Origin of the sequence: Photobacterium kishitanii, from assembly GCF_003026355.1 — a bacterium.
GTDB classification, from domain to species: Bacteria; Pseudomonadota; Gammaproteobacteria; order Enterobacterales; family Vibrionaceae; genus Photobacterium; species Photobacterium kishitanii.
This window is the reverse complement of record NZ_PYON01000012.1, coordinates 77732-92542: the sequence shown is the minus strand read 5'-3', so window position 1 is coordinate 92542 and position 14811 is coordinate 77732. Positions and strand designations below refer to the sequence as shown.

The 14811-nt window shown below is 38.6% G+C and carries 11 protein-coding genes and 1 riboswitch; of the genes, 2 read left to right on the top strand and 9 right to left on the bottom strand.

The window, feature by feature from the left end:
• Nucleotides 1-9 precede the first annotated feature (9 nt).
• The gene (locus tag C0W29_RS14485; RefSeq protein ID WP_052671608.1) at nt 10-2682 is read left to right on the top strand and encodes an ExeM/NucH family extracellular endonuclease; all 2673 of its coding nucleotides are present in this window, start codon (nt 10-12) and stop codon (nt 2680-2682) included.
• A gap of 49 nt (nt 2683-2731) precedes the next feature.
• Here the strand turns inward: C0W29_RS14485 and thiE are convergent, their stop codons facing one another.
• The 9 genes from thiE to C0W29_RS14440 form a co-directional block, all read right to left on the bottom strand.
• On the bottom strand, nt 2732-3388 hold the full coding sequence (gene thiE, locus C0W29_RS14480) for a thiamine phosphate synthase (protein ID WP_045044802.1): 657 nt from the start codon (nt 3386-3388) through the stop codon (nt 2732-2734).
• Nucleotides 3385-4224, bottom strand: coding sequence for a hydroxyethylthiazole kinase (gene thiM / locus C0W29_RS14475; RefSeq protein WP_373455689.1), 840 nt, complete (start codon nt 4222-4224; stop codon nt 3385-3387). Before thiM ends, thiE begins: the two co-directional genes overlap by 4 nt.
• On the bottom strand, nt 4214-4891 hold the full coding sequence (tenA, locus tag C0W29_RS14470; RefSeq protein WP_045044801.1) for a thiaminase II: 678 nt from the start codon (nt 4889-4891) through the stop codon (nt 4214-4216). The genes thiM and tenA overlap by 11 nt, the downstream gene beginning before the upstream one ends.
• A gap of 12 nt (nt 4892-4903) precedes the next feature.
• On the bottom strand, nt 4904-5866 hold the full coding sequence (locus C0W29_RS14465) for an ABC transporter substrate-binding protein (protein ID WP_373455517.1): 963 nt from the start codon (nt 5864-5866) through the stop codon (nt 4904-4906).
• A gap of 60 nt (nt 5867-5926) precedes the next feature.
• Complete coding sequence (locus C0W29_RS14460) at nt 5927-6730, bottom strand: ABC transporter permease (protein ID WP_045044800.1); 804 nt, start codon at nt 6728-6730, stop codon at nt 5927-5929.
• Nucleotides 6723-7490: an ABC transporter ATP-binding protein gene (locus tag C0W29_RS14455; protein WP_052671607.1), complete on the bottom strand. Its 768-nt coding sequence runs from the start codon at nt 7488-7490 to the stop codon at nt 6723-6725. Before C0W29_RS14455 ends, C0W29_RS14460 begins: the two co-directional genes overlap by 8 nt.
• Nucleotides 7480-8322: a bifunctional hydroxymethylpyrimidine kinase/phosphomethylpyrimidine kinase gene (gene thiD, locus C0W29_RS14450; protein WP_045044798.1), complete on the bottom strand. Its 843-nt coding sequence runs from the start codon at nt 8320-8322 to the stop codon at nt 7480-7482. The genes C0W29_RS14455 and thiD overlap by 11 nt, the downstream gene beginning before the upstream one ends.
• A 108-nt stretch (nt 8323-8430) precedes the next feature.
• A riboswitch (TPP riboswitch) is annotated at nt 8431-8531 on the bottom strand.
• Nucleotides 8532-8708: 177 nt separating this feature from the next.
• Nucleotides 8709-9227 (bottom strand): ester cyclase, encoded by a 519-nt coding sequence (locus tag C0W29_RS14445; RefSeq protein ID WP_045044797.1) that lies wholly within the window; start codon nt 9225-9227, stop codon nt 8709-8711.
• Nucleotides 9228-9566: 339 nt separating this feature from the next.
• On the bottom strand, nt 9567-12578 hold the full coding sequence (locus C0W29_RS14440) for a YncE family protein (protein WP_158260029.1): 3012 nt from the start codon (nt 12576-12578) through the stop codon (nt 9567-9569).
• Nucleotides 12579-13260: 682 nt separating this feature from the next.
• On the opposite strand from C0W29_RS14440, the gene katE1 reads away from it, so the two are divergent.
• On the top strand, nt 13261-14769 hold the full coding sequence (gene katE1 / locus C0W29_RS14435) for a catalase KatE1 (RefSeq protein ID WP_045044796.1): 1509 nt from the start codon (nt 13261-13263) through the stop codon (nt 14767-14769).
• Nucleotides 14770-14811: the final 42 nt, after the last annotated feature.

Here is a 14811-nt window from a genome sequence, read left to right as displayed (position 1 = left end):
ATTATAATAATGAATAATAAATCACTCTCTTTATTGGCGTTAGCGGTGAGTGCTGCTATTAGTTCATCGAGTTACGCGGGTATTAATAATGTATCTATTTCTAAAGATGTTGAAGGCTCTTCAAATAATAAAGCGATAGAAATATTAGCCACGAAATCTGCATCTATTACACCTTGTCGCGATGCTAAGGGAATAAGTCAAAAACGTATCGGTGAGATTCAGGGGAGTTCATACCGTTCGCCACTTATTGCTGATGGTAAATATAAGAGTGATGCAGAATATCTGGTAACGGGTGTAGTTAGTGCTGTGACTACTGGATTAGAGAAAGGCTTTTATCTATTTGATGACGATGGTGTAGATACCACATCGAATGGCATATTTGTTGAGACCAATGAACCGTTAAATGCAGATCTTGTTGGTCAAGAAATTTGTATTCGTGGTTTTATTGAAGAAGATTACGGTATGACCAAAGTGGTCGCAACCAATGATTTGTGGGAAGTCGTTAACCCCAATGCTGGAAAGCCTGCGGCAACCGATCTCGTTCAAATTGCTGAAGATGGTCATAGTTTTCAAGCAACGCTAGAACGTCATGAAGGTATGTTGATTCGCTTGCCTACTGACATTGTTCCAGAGCAAGAAGATGATCAAACAATGCGAATTTCTCGTACGTTCAGTTTTGATTATAGTGGTTACCGTAATAATTTAGTTCTGGCATTTGAACGGCCAAATTTCCAACCGAATCAACACTATGTTGCTGGCAGTAAGGAAGCGAAACAGCAGGCTGAAGACAATAACGACCGTCGCCTATATGTTGAAACTGATAGTAAAGCTGCTGATGGTGTGATCCCTTTTTATCCTGACTTTGCCGTTGATCCTCTGAATAATCCGCTGCGTATTAACGATGCTATTGTTGGTTTAGAAGGGGTGTTAAGCTACTCATATAATAATTTTCGTTTAATTACTCAAAATACAATTACAGCTGAAAACATTATTAAACATCAACCTCGTCAGCCTACACCAATAGTGAACGATAAAACTGAACATCATAGTTTTGATGTACGTGTAGCGACTTTAAATGTATTGAATTACTTTAATTCACCATTCGGTGGTGATGCAAACCCACAGCAATCAAATCGAGGCGCTGACTCGGAAGCTGAATTTGAACGGCAACAAGCGAAAATTGTCGCGGCTATTCATGGTTTAGATGCTGATATTCTTGGGTTAATGGAAATTGAAAATAACGGCTATGGTAGTGCAGGGGCTATTTCAGGTTTAGTTAACAGCGTTAATTTAAAATATAACCGTGAAGACTCAGCAGATCACACTACAGCTGATCATATTGATAACCGCTATGCCTTTATTGGGGTTGATTCTAACGGCGATACGATCATTGATGAATTAGATACCTTTGGTGGTGATGCGATCACCTCGGGTATGCTTTACCGTCCTGCTCGAGTTTCTGTTGAACAAGTAAAACAAATATTGATGCCATCACAGCAAGCGCCTGTGGTTGCGGATAAAAATGGTGTTCCATTAGTTGATAGTAAAGGTAAAGTGCGTGAAAGCGGCAAAAACTATCAACGCGATATGTTGGCTGCTTCGTTCATTATTAATAATACTGGTAAACGTTTAACTATTGGTGTTAATCATCTTAAATCAAAAGGTTCTACATGTTGGGAAGACTGGCAAGGTTGGGAAACATGGCAAAATTTCGATCCAGCCAAAGGTAAAGTCAAAGATCCAGATTTCCAAGGCTCTTGTGAAAACTTCCGAGTAGCAGCGGCTTACGAAATTGGTAAGCAAATGGAAAAATGGGGTGGAGATCGCGTCATTGTTGGTGATTTAAACTCTTACGGCCAAGAAGATGCATTGTTGGTATTAACGGATAATCCAACAGGAAAAACACTTAAAGCTGCGCGTGATACCTTTATTGGTGAACAGCCTCAGTTTGGCACTGAAGGTGGGGTGATCAGCCACAGTTATGGTTACATCAATGCGGTAGACATGATGAGTAAAGGTAAACCACACGTTGGTTATAGTTATTCATACAATGATGAAATTGGTTCGCTTGATCATATTCTTGTCAGTCCTTCGCTTAAAGATCGCGTTTTAGATGCAACGGATTGGCATATCAATGCTGCGGAATCGACGTTATTTGACTATAACGAAGAGCATAAAGGCGCCAATGTTGATTTATTATACAGTGCTGATGCTTACCGCTCATCGGATCATGATCCTGCTATTTTGGCGTTAGCATACCGTTATAACCAAGCGGGTGAGGTGCCACTGCAAATGTTACTTGATGGTAGCCGCTTATCCGTACCTTATACATTGCCAGTAACGGCACAAGCAGGGGATATTGCGACAATAGCAATCTCACCAACGCCTGAAATATCTCTACCTAGCATCGAATTAAAACAAAATGGTGCTCAGACAATTATGTTTAATGTTGATGGTTTAAAAGCGGGTCATTATACGTTTACGCTTTCATTAGCACGCTCGATAACGAAAAAAGCGGTTGTTGATAATGCGACGCAACAGATAGAGGTTAATGTTAGACATCGTGATGGTGTCAAGGCTGATGATGATATTACGCCACCACATAATAGTTCTGGTGGCTCTTGGGGAATCTTTGGTTTGCTATCACTGCTAGGTTTAAGTTTATTTAGACGTAAACACTAAAACAGAATCGATAATTTAAAATGGGCTGAGAGTTTCAGCCCATTTTTTATTATTGTAAATTTGGGCTAAGTAATGCTGCTATCTCTTTTGTTGCTTGACGAGGATCCTCGGCATGACTTATTGCCGACACAATCGCAACACCGTCAGCCCCCGCTTCCATTATTGCAGTTAAATTAGAGTGATTAATTCCGCCAATGGCTACAATTGGAAAGCGGCTGATTGCTGCTGCGTGCTGTAAGCCTTCGATTCCCCAATATGTCAGCAAATTGTTTTTCGTAGTGGTCGCAAAAATAGCACTGAGCCCGATGTAATCAATCGGTAGTGAGACTGCATCTAATAGCTGTTGCTCGGTTTCAATTGAAAGTCCGATCAGTTTATCGTTACCCAATAACTTTCGTGCTAGGGTGACGGGCATATCCGTTTGTCCTAGATGAACGCCATCGGCATTGACGACTAGGGCAACATCAACCCGATCATTAATGATCAATGGGATATGATGGCCTGTTGCTGTATAGATTTGCTGAAGAATGGTTTTAATTGCTTGAGCGCGTTGAATAAATTCGCGTACATCACCGTGTTTCTCACGCACTTGTACCATAGTTACGCCGCCAGCAACGGCTTCACGTACCACGCGTTCTAAAGCCGTGATGCTTTGTTGATCATCGGTGACTAAATACAATAAATAAGGGTTGTGGATATTACTCATAATGATGATACCACTTCGATACGAAGGTGCTGACGTATTTGATCGGCACTAAGCTGATATAAGCCATCGAGAATATTGAGTTGTAATGTTGCAGGGCCTGCTGAGTGTTTCGCGGCTATTTCACCAACGATTGCTAATATAGCAGTAGCAGCTAGTCCGGTACTATCACCGACAGCAGCAAATGCGCCAGTCAGTGCGGTTAGTGAGCATCCCATTCCTGTGATATATGGCATCATGTGGTGACCGTTTTTAAGGCTAATGACGCGAGTGGCGCTAACAACGTAATCCACTTCACCAGAGATAACCACATTAGCTTGATAATGTGTCGCTAAATAGTGCGCAGCGGTTAATGCCGTATCACTGCTATCGAGAGCATCAACACCTTTGGTTTGGCTGTTTTCGCCAGCAAGAGCAATAATCTCTGAAGCATTACCGCGAATAATCAAATTATTAGCGTTAGCGGCAATGGTACGTGCTGTTTGAGTGCGGAGTAGACTCGCACCACATCCGACCGGATCTAAAATGATCGGTTTGTTGTACGCGTTGGCTTGCTCTACCGCAAATAACATTCTTTCAATCCATACACTATCTAGTGTACCGATATTGATCACTAGTGATCCTGTAATTTGCATCATCTCTGTCATTTCTTGCTGCGAATGCGCCATAATGGGTGAAGCTCCAATGGCGAGCAAAGCGTTGGCGGTAGTATTCATGACGACAAAATTAGTAATATTGACCACTAATGGTTTTTGTTCTCTCACTAAGGCCAATGCGGCAATAATATCATTGGTAATAGAAACATCAGTAACAGTGGCGTTTGATGAGTTATTCACTATCGACTACTCCAACATTGAGTCCTTGTTGCCAGAATGCAATTTCCATTTCTGTTGCTACTTTAAAAGTTTGAATCAATTGTTGGCCACGTTGACTATGAACGGAGATTTCTGCTAATAGGTTATTTAAATATACCGTTGCAGCAGCGACACCTTGCTGATAATTCTCACCGCTATAAAGATCAATCCAGCTACGATAAGGGTTGGTATCAAACACTGTCTGAGTATCATTGATTAACATATTACCAATTGCAGCATAACCAATGGCACAAGGCGCAAGAGCCACATATAAATCGACGATATCCCCTTGCATACCTGCATCTAATACATAACGTGTATAAGCAACAGTAGCGACATCTTCAGCTTCTTGTTCCATATCTTGTTCAGTGAGGTGCCAAGCACCACAATAATCAACATGATGTGCAATTTCGTGATCAAGTAAAGCGGCTACACTTGGCAGTGCTCGACGCATATCGGCTAGCGTTCGGGCTTTATAAATAGCTAACGCATAAGCACGTGCATATTGTTTTAAGAACAAAAAATCTTGTTTTAAATAATGCATAAAACAGGTGTGAGGCAGTGTACCTTGACCAAGTTGCATCACAAATGAATGGTGGGTATATGTCTGCCATTGTGGTTGGCAAGCATCAATTAAATCTTGGTATGTCATGATAATCTCTCCTTAGAAGCTGCCAATGTAATTTTTGGCTTGAGGTAGTTTGGTTATAACGTGGTGGTTAAATAAGAATTGGGCGTAATCATCGTAACGTTTAAAATCAACGGCCGCAGGGCGCAAAGCAAATCGGCTTAAAGTGTCATTCCATGCTTTATGGTTAAGCGTGTTATCTAAGGTGTCAGGGGCGTATTGAATGAATTGCTTCCAAGCTGCATCTGGGTGATTAATGATATAAGTGGTTGCTTGGGTGATAGCAGCATTAAAAGCCGTGATAGCTTGACGGTTATAATGTTTGCTATTGGCGACAAAAATTAATTCATCATAACTAGGGATACCGTTTTCTTCAGGAAAAAACGAGATAGTTGGATAACCTTCTAAAGCTAATTGGTTGGTTTCAAAATTACGCAGTCCCCCCCAGATAGCATCCACTTTACCTGAAGCCAATGATGATGAGAGTGCCCAACCGACATTAACAATTTTAACATCGCTTAATTTAACTCCGTGAGCTGCAAGCATAGTGCCAATGGTCGCATCTTCATTACCTGCAATTGAAATCCCAATGGTTTTTCCTTTCAATTGCGATAAATCAGTGATGCCACTTTTCTTTAATACCATCAATGTATTAAGTGGGGTTGCAATCAGAGTAGCGGTTTTAATTAACGGTAAACCAGCAGCAACATCAATAGTTAAATTGGGTTGATAAGAAACAGCAAGATCGATTTTATTAGCGGCAACTAATTTCGGTGGTAATGACGGATCGGCAGGCTGTTGAATATCAACCTCGATGCCATGCTGTTTAAAATAACCGCGTTCTTGAGCAATAATAATCGGCCCATGATTGGGGTTTACAAACCAATCAAGCATCAGGCTTATCTTGGTGAGTTTCTGGGGTTGTGGGCTTGCTTCAGCGCTGATTGAGAGGCCAAATAGTATCAACATTATGGTAGTCATTAAAAAAATACGTTTCACAATCAATCCTTTAAATATTAAGTATCAAAATGAGGGGAGGAGTTATATTTAAATGTGTCGTTATGGTTGCCACGGGAGCAGGCGTTTTAATAATCTGTCTGTGATGTAATACAGCGATATTGATAACAAAGACAAAATAAACAGTGCTGCGAACATTTCATCAATCATCATTCGTGCATTAGCTTGAAGCATTAAATAGCCTAAGCCTTGACTGGCACCGACCCATTCACCTGCGACTGCACCAATCGGTGCGATAACCACTGCGACTCGAATGCCGGAAGCCAGTGCAGGTAAGGCAGCAGGGAAGCGAATATATTTAAGCTGTTGCCACTTAGTCGCGCCCATCGTGGTTGATAATTCAAGATAACCAGTTGGTGTATTACGTAAGCCGTCATAGCAGCAAGTGGTAACAGGAAAAAAGATAATTAACGCTGCCATAACGACCTTGGAGCCAATGCCATAACCTAACCACAGCATTAATACTGGCGCGATGGCAAACACAGGAATGGCCTGGCTTGCAATTAGTAATGGTAATAACCATCGTTTAACAGGTTTAAATAACAACATTTGCAAGGCAAAAAATAGCCCTAGCGATAAACCTAAAATGAGTCCAAGAATGATCTCTTGCCCTGTGACCCAAGTATTACGAAGTAACACGTCGTATCGCGTAACTAATCGCTGCGCCACATCCAGTGGTGGTGGTAAAATAAAACTGGGTAAGTTGAACACCACGACCGTAAGTTGCCATAGCCCTAGTAGCACACTAATACTGATTAGTAACCGTATTGGTGCGGCAAGGTCATGGGTTGTACGTGACTGCTTATGGGCTGCTTTGGTGGTGATTAAACGAGTAATATCAGTCATGATCGTGTGCCAATATGTCAAAAATACGTTGCTGGTGGCTAGCAGATTCAGCATCAAAGCGCCGTGGTGGTAATGTCGGCGGTAATGACAATGCAGTGGCAAAAGCGGGTTGACCTTGCAATATATACAGGTGATCACTCAATCGGATTGCTTCTTGAGGATCGTGGGTGATAAGCACAACGGTTTTATTTTTAAGTAATTTAACAAATAGATCTTGGAGGCGATAACGTGTTACAGCATCTAATGCTGAAAATGGCTCGTCCATTAATACAATCGGTTGATCTTGCAATAATGTTCTAGCAAGTGCGACGCGCTGACGCATACCGCCCGATAACTGTTGGGGTAATAGCTGCTGTTTATCTGCTAAGCCGACGTGCTCTAATAATGTTATTGCCCGTTGTTGTAGATTTGAGTTCGAAGCATGGTGGCCGAACTTACTACTAAGACATACATTTTCGAGTACAGTTAACCAAGGCAATAACAGATCCTGCTGAGCCATATAAGCGACTCGCCCTGTTAAAGGCTGATTATCTGAAATAGTCAGTTGACCTTGCCATTCAGTTGTCTCGTTTAATAATCCCGCTAAGAATTTAATTAAGCTGCTTTTTCCACAACCACTTTTACCCACTAGGCATGTCCATTTGTTAGCAGCAATCGTTAAATTAAGATCCTTAATTACAGGGATATTTTCGGTCGCGCTGCCATTTGAGTAATAACGTAAGCTGCCATTAGTTATGGTGATGTTCAGATCAGCGCACATGATGATGGCCTGCAAAAAAGTGATTAACAGGTCCGTGACCATGACCAATATTGAGTTCATCGGCGGCGGTTATGGCTGCGGTAATGTAGCGTTTAGCCAAGGTAGTTGCTGTTGTAAGATCATTGCCTTGTGCTAAATAGGAGGCGATAGCCGCAGACAGAGTACAACCAGTGCCATGAGTATTGTTGGTGTCAATACGAGGGGTTGTTAGCTCGATAACGTTATTAGCTAAAATCAATAAATCAGTGCTATCACTACTTTGTTCTAAATGTCCGCCTTTAAGTAACACGGCATGAAGATTAATGTCTCGCAATGCGCTAATCATTGCTTGCATATCAGCCATAGATTGTGGGATTTCTAAACCGGTTAATGCAGCGGCTTCTGGTAGGTTAGGGGTAATAATATCAGCTAATGGCAGTAATTCAGTTTTGAGCGTAGTTATAGCGTGTTGTTGTAATAATACATCACCGCTGGTGGCAACCATTACCGGATCAATAACTAAAAATTGTGGTTGATAATGACGAATTTTAGCCGCAACTAACCGAATAATCTCACTATCAGCGAGCATACCAATTTTTACAGCTTGAACATTTAAATCCGTAAAAACAGCATCTAACTGTTGTTCTACCATCTCAAGTGGAATCGCGAATATACCGTTAACACCTTGAGTATTTTGTGCGGTAATAGCGGTGATCACCGAGCAAGCATAACTGCCTGTTGCTGAAATGGCTTTAATGTCAGCTTGAATGCCAGCGCCGCCGCCACTATCCGATCCTGCGATAGTTAACACAATAGGCGTAACAGTGTGGTGTGACAGTGTGATAAGTGACATACATAATTCCTCATGCGTAGCATCAGGAACAAGTATCAAGCGGTAAAGTGTAAACTGCGGTGTAAGTGTGTGCAGTTATGACTCAGCTTGGATCTATTAACAGTATGGTACCGTTGATAGTTAGTTCCCTCCGCCAGTGCTAACTGGTTCAGGTTCAACGGGTCCCACCATTATGGTGATCTCAGCTTAAAGCCCCCCGACTAATGGCAATTATCCTAATCCAGAATAATTAGGTTGTCACTATATTTTATTGAAAAATAATAGGTTACAGGTGTTGTTTAAAGATGTTAATGAATAACACATTAATTTATTGCATGTTTTGTTGCTGGGGTAAAGCGTGGTTTTTTAAAGGTTCTTCTATTTTGAAGATGAACTGGCAGCAGAGATTATTTTACTTGAGAAAAGAAAGTATTATAGTCTTCCAAATGCCAATTTCTTATGATTTTTCCATTATGTACTTCATAAATATCAACCGCTGGAAAATCGACAACTTGGCCTTGGCCTATAACGTCTCCCATTCTGCCGTTAAAGTTACCTTTAAAACGGTATCTAATTGTTGCAAAGTCACCACTAATAAGAAGATGCTCAACTTCTACATGTAAATTAGGTATGACTTTTCGGAAATTTTGAGAGGCCTCCAGTACACCTTCAATACCTTTTTTTCTGCCTTTGGGTGGAGTCATATCTTGAAAGTTTTCTAATAAAGCTTCACGAGCATATGCTTCTTTCCCCGTATTCCAAAACTTAGCGTAATTCATAGCTGCTTGTTTTATTTCTACTGCATGTACTGATTGATCGGTACTTACAAATTTTCCTGGCTTAAGTTCATTAGCTTGGACAGAGCTACCTAGTAATATAGCGATACATATAGCTGTAGTTGCAGTTTTAATTTTTCCTTTATTCATCCGATATCTCTTTTTATTTGATTTTGTTTCGATAGGGTAAGTATATTAATTAGAATGAATTTGATAATTAGATAATATTTAAATTGAGTGTTCATCTCAGTCAAATAATGAGAGGGAAGGATTGAGATAGTTAATTACATAAGTTCACGGAAAAGACCATATATGTACTTAGCTGAAGTTTTACGATAAATCCCAAAGGAAAGTGTAAGGTGAATTATTAGCAAGACGAATTATAATATCTAGCTCCGATTCTGCTAAGTTGAATCAGATATCTAAGTTGATGGGGAATCCCCCAATAATTAAGTGTTATTGGGGGAGGAATTGCAGGTTTAATGGCTATTAGCGATATTGATAGGTACTATGACCACTTGAGAAAAACCACCTGTTGCCGTTCGACCAATATATTTCTGGAATCTGTTGACAGGCATTATTTACATTAAAGCCAACGCCATAGAAGCCAGATGAATTGATCGTGCACAATGGCGATCCTTGGTCACTTGCCACTAACTGACCAGAAGAGTTGGGACTATGTAGCGATAGCCAATCAAATTGGTTTAGTGTTGACACTGGGGTGAAATGAGTACCATCACTTAGTCGATAACTGATTTCACTTCCTAATGTACATTCATAGCTATCAGGTGTTATTTCATTAACATAACCGTATAGCGTTTTTTGGTATCCTTCTATCTCTTGAGTAAATCGGCAAATTGGAAGTTGCTGCCCATCTTTATTTAATTTAGCTATTGAAGCTTTCTCATGATTGTTTAGTTGCTCATATTTAAAGGAGTCAGTGTTAGCAAACCATCCTTGAGGCATTGTTGAAGAGGCCATAAACCATTTATCAAATTTATTTGAGTTACTATCAGGTCGGTGAGCACGCTTCGCTGTTGCAGGGAAGTGGCGGTATCGAGCATTCTCATCTTTGTAAAAACCGTTTAGATCTTCATCTACATCGAGATAAGGCATATCACCTTTACGGATCAAGTACATCCCTAAGTCAGTCATCATAGGTTGGAATCCAAACCATGAAGCAGAGAAAGCGGTGCCATCGTTATAAAGGTGTTTACCATCAAAGCCATGGCCAAACTCGTGAGCTAGGATCCCATAGTAACCATAGTAGTGAAGATAAAAATTGTTTTCAGAAATACCGGTAATAGATGGGCTACCTAAGCCCCCAACATTTTGAACAACACCTAGACTTAAGTAATCACGATTAAGCATTGCATCATAGTAGTGATCATAGTCATTTGGAGTGAAGAAGCCATTAGGACCTTCTACTGGGCCTGCATTTCCATAGAACTCTGTCCCATTTCCGTACATTTCACTAAAATTGAACCAGAACAATTTATACTCTTCAGATGACGCCATGTAAGCAAAGTTTGTCATCATGATGAGGTATTCACGAGCATGTAGTGCGCTCATTGGTAGCCAGTTACCAGTACTCGCACCCGTTGTGCGTATGTTCCACCGAGGCTTTATTTTTTTGATCTTTTGTACAAATTTATCTGTTTTGGAATTAAATGATGTCTGTAGTAAGTCAGTAAAATTATCATCTCTGCTCATCATGGTAGTGAGATCAAATACACCATCATTATTGCTACTGTTATAGCGTCCAACTTCACCAAAAGCAGATAGGGGAAGTGTAATACGTGTAAAGGGTGGCAGTGTGTCGATATTCCCTAATATAAACCACTTATCAATGCCATTTAGTTTTGCTTCAATATCAATGTTGGTGACTGTTTTGGCAGTATAGTTAGTGATTTCAACTGTACTATTATCAGTAAATTTTGTGTTAATTAACTTATTTATACGTACAGATCGTAGCTCTGCATTTGTAAGAATGTCTAACGTGTCATTATTAGTATAGATTTGCTGTATTGCACTTGGCATGAGTTGATTAAACTGTACTGGAGTTACCTCCAGACTTTGATCTGCGGTAAAAGTGATGTCGCTATTAACGATGTACGAGTTAATATTAATGTTATTAGCAGTTATCGTTATTAGCTCATTATTATCAAAATGAATATCTTGATAGTTATTAACTTCATCTCCATTTAATGACTTAATATTTCCTTCAGGCTCAATAAACTCAAAGTTATTAGCGATAAATGTCGATATCTTGTGCCACTCTAGCCGGCCATTGATATTTATTATCAAATGTTCGCCTGAACGTTCAATTTTGTTAGGGGCTAACGCTACAACTTTTTCAGGCTGTAGTGTGATACCTGGTTGAATTTTTCTCGTATCGTAAATTGCATAATTATTGTTAGATGTATTAACAAGTAAATAGTCATTTAATATATGCATTTGTACCAATCGATGGCTATATTGACCTGTGCCAAATGCCAACGATGCAAAGCGATCCATGTGGTTCGAGTTTTCTGGTGTTACTTGCGTTTTTTCTATGACGGCAATCTTATCTTTGGCATCGGATATAAATAGATAATTATTGTTACCTACAACTGATTGTGGTCTAAATAAGCCAGTACCTGTAGAACTATCGATACCAATTTGCATGATATGTTGATGATTATTATCAAGATCTAAAACATCAACACGGTTAGATTCCCACGAAACTACAAATAAGTAATTGTCTTCAATGTATAATTCATTTAAACGATGATATTTGTACGTTTGCCCACTAGATGTTGTGCTGCCTTCAATCCTATCTATAATTTCATTCGTTTTGATATTATAAACATCAATATAATTATTTTGATTTTGCACTGAACGAGTAATGTAGAGTCGATCTCTATAGCGTTCTACAGCAGTAGCATGGAAACGATCTTGATTAAAATCCTGAGGCGTTAATCTTATAGGGTTACCAAAATAGCGTACATTAGTATCAAATGAATTAACTGAGCAGCTAGATGTTTCAATTATTACATCGGTAATCTGACCATTTTGAATACTTCCATCTGGATAATACTCAAGCAGGCAACCATTTCCATAGTTATAGTTACCAAAATATTTGTTTACAAATACTGCACCGCCAGAATATTGGCTTAGCTCCCAATCATCAGTAAAGAATGGGAATAGGGTTTGTATCGCTGAAGTGTCGTCCCACGATCTTAATGGAATTTCCGGATTATTTTTATTATTTAATTTATATTTAATACCACTTAGTTCAATAAAACGCTCACCGTTAATAATAATTACATTGTCAGGGTTTTCTGCGTATGTCTGTAATTCTCTTAAGCGATCATTAATTTGACTATATTTAGATTGGTACTCTTGCACAAAGTATTGTTGCTCAGTTGATAATGTTCTATTCATTTCAGAACTAATAGCGAGCGAGAGGGGTAGCATCGACATACCAATTACTGCTGATAATAATCTAATCTTCATCATGGTTCCTTCCATTCATTATTAAACTAGTTGCATATTTAAGTTATGTGTATATTTTTTGGAAATATAAAAATTTTATTGTTACGATTTGTATTTTTGCTTGAATAATACATTGCTGAAATAAAAGAAATAAAATGAATAGCAATAAGCGCTTAGATACAAATTGTTACATTTTTGGTTGGTGAGGTGAGTGTTTATTAAGCGTTATATGTGAGGTTAGCGTTTGAAATGTTGGATTCTATTAAGTTATTTGCGACGGTAATTAATAAGCCTTAACAAGGTAAAGAATTGATCGATACGGCATTCTCACAACAAAAGCAGTTAAAACAATGTCTAGCTACTACAAAGCCAAGTAAAAATTCTACTTATATGTTCTTTATTAAAGTATCAATAGAGAGTTGGTTGCTGAAAAGTATAATAAATAATGATAGTTGAATGATTTGTCATATTTTACATTTGTGGCATAAGTTTCTCCTGAAATATTTATTCGATTACTGCATTCTGCTTGTAAAAAATGATTTGTAGCATTGTTTTTTTTGTAAAAATTTCATTGTTAATACCTATTAGTATCATTGTTATTAACAGTTATACATTCTTGCTATGTCTAGATAGTTTTGCCTCGAAGTAAAAATTCGTTAGATATGGGTATGTGTGCAACTGGAATGAATGTATAAGGAAAATAATTATGCGATCGTCGAATAATATATTATTAATAACAACTGTGTTAGCGAGTGCGTCTTTACAAGCCCAAACAATAACAAGAGATAATGGCTCACCAGTTGGTGATAATCAAAATTCAATAACAGCAGGAGCAAATGGGCCGGTACTTCTTCAGGATGTTCAGCTTATTCAAAAACTTCAGCGTTTTGCAAGAGAGCGTATCCCAGAGCGTGTAGTTCACGCTCGCGGTACTGGAGCGCATGGAGAATTTGTTGCAGAGTCTGATTTTTCAGATTTAACGTTATCCGCGCCATTTGCAGAAAAAGGTAAGATAACGCCTGTTTTTGTTAGATTTTCAACCGTAATTCATTCTAAAGGCTCGCCTGAAACATTGCGAGATCCTAGAGGTTTTGCCACAAAATTTTATACCGAGCAGGGAAATTGGGATTTAGTTGGTAATAATTTACCTGTGTTTTTTATTCGTGATTCGATTAAGTTTCCTGATATGGTGCACTCTTTAAAACCATCTCCTATTACTAATATACAAGATCCTAATCGTTTTTTTGATTTCTTTAGTTTAGAACCTAGTGCTACAAATATGCTTACATGGGTTTATAGTAATTTAGGAACTCCTGCTAGTTATCGAATGATGGATGGATTTGGTGTTCATGCATATAAATGGATTAATAACAAAGGCGATGTCAATTATGTTAAATTTCAGTGGAAAAGCCAACAAGGTGTAAAAAGTCTTAGACCGAATGAAGTTGCTGAGATTCAGGGCAAAGACTTTAATCATTTAACCAATGATTTATATAAAGAAATAAAGGCAGGTAACTACCCCAAATGGGATCTTTATGTAAAAGTATTATCTCCTGAGCAAATGCATAAACTTAATTATAATGGACTAGATGCAACAAAATCATGGCTTAATATTCCAGAGAAAAAAGTAGGGACGATGACGCTCAATCGTATACCTAGTAATTTCTTTTTGGAAACAGAGCAAGCTGCATTTGCTCCATCTAATTTAATTTCTGGAATTGAACCATCTGAAGACCGATTACTTCAAGGGCGTTTATTTGCTTATGCTGATACGCAGCTCCATCGTGTAGGTGTAAATCAATTTCAGTTACCAATAAACCGTCCATTAGCGCCGGTCAACAACTATAATCAAGATGGATTTAGTAATAACGCTAAAATAGATTCAAATATTAATTACGAACCAAGTAATCAGATAAAATTATCGGATGATCCACAATATAAAAGTATTGAAACAAAACTTCATGGCGTTATTCAACAGGAGGGGATTAATAATCCACGCGATTTTTATCAAGCAGGTATATTTTATAGAAGTCTTAATGAGCAAGACAAAAAAGATCTTATTCATAACCTTTCAAGTGACTTAAATAAAGTTAATGATGAAGAAATAAAAATAAAAATGGTACGTTATTTTTATTTAGCAGATGAAAACTATGGGATGCGTTTAGCTAAAGCTACCCATATACCATTGGAGAAAATAACTAATAAAAGTATTTAAATAACATTAGCTTACAAAGGGTATTACTAATTCCCCCAATTA

Bases quoted from the DNA above. Each gene is read 5' to 3' on its own strand.
- C0W29_RS14460 (WP_045044800.1), bottom strand. From the start codon at position 6,730: ATGACTGATATTACTCGTTTAATCACCACCAAAGCAGCCCATAAGCAG.
- C0W29_RS14440 (WP_158260029.1), bottom strand. From the start codon at position 12,578: ATGATGAAGATTAGATTATTATCAGCAGTAATTGGTATGTCGATGCTA.
- katE1 (WP_045044796.1), top strand. From the start codon at position 13,261: ATGCGATCGTCGAATAATATATTATTAATAACAACTGTGTTAGCGAGT.
- thiE (WP_045044802.1), bottom strand. From the start codon at position 3,388: ATGAGTAATATCCACAACCCTTATTTATTGTATTTAGTCACCGATGAT.
- C0W29_RS14485 (WP_052671608.1), top strand. From the start codon at position 10: ATGAATAATAAATCACTCTCTTTATTGGCGTTAGCGGTGAGTGCTGCT.
- C0W29_RS14445 (WP_045044797.1), bottom strand. From the start codon at position 9,227: ATGAATAAAGGAAAAATTAAAACTGCAACTACAGCTATATGTATCGCT.
- tenA (WP_045044801.1), bottom strand. From the start codon at position 4,891: ATGACATACCAAGATTTAATTGATGCTTGCCAACCACAATGGCAGACA.
- thiD (WP_045044798.1), bottom strand. From the start codon at position 8,322: ATGTCACTTATCACACTGTCACACCACACTGTTACGCCTATTGTGTTA.
- C0W29_RS14455 (WP_052671607.1), bottom strand. From the start codon at position 7,490: ATGTGCGCTGATCTGAACATCACCATAACTAATGGCAGCTTACGTTAT.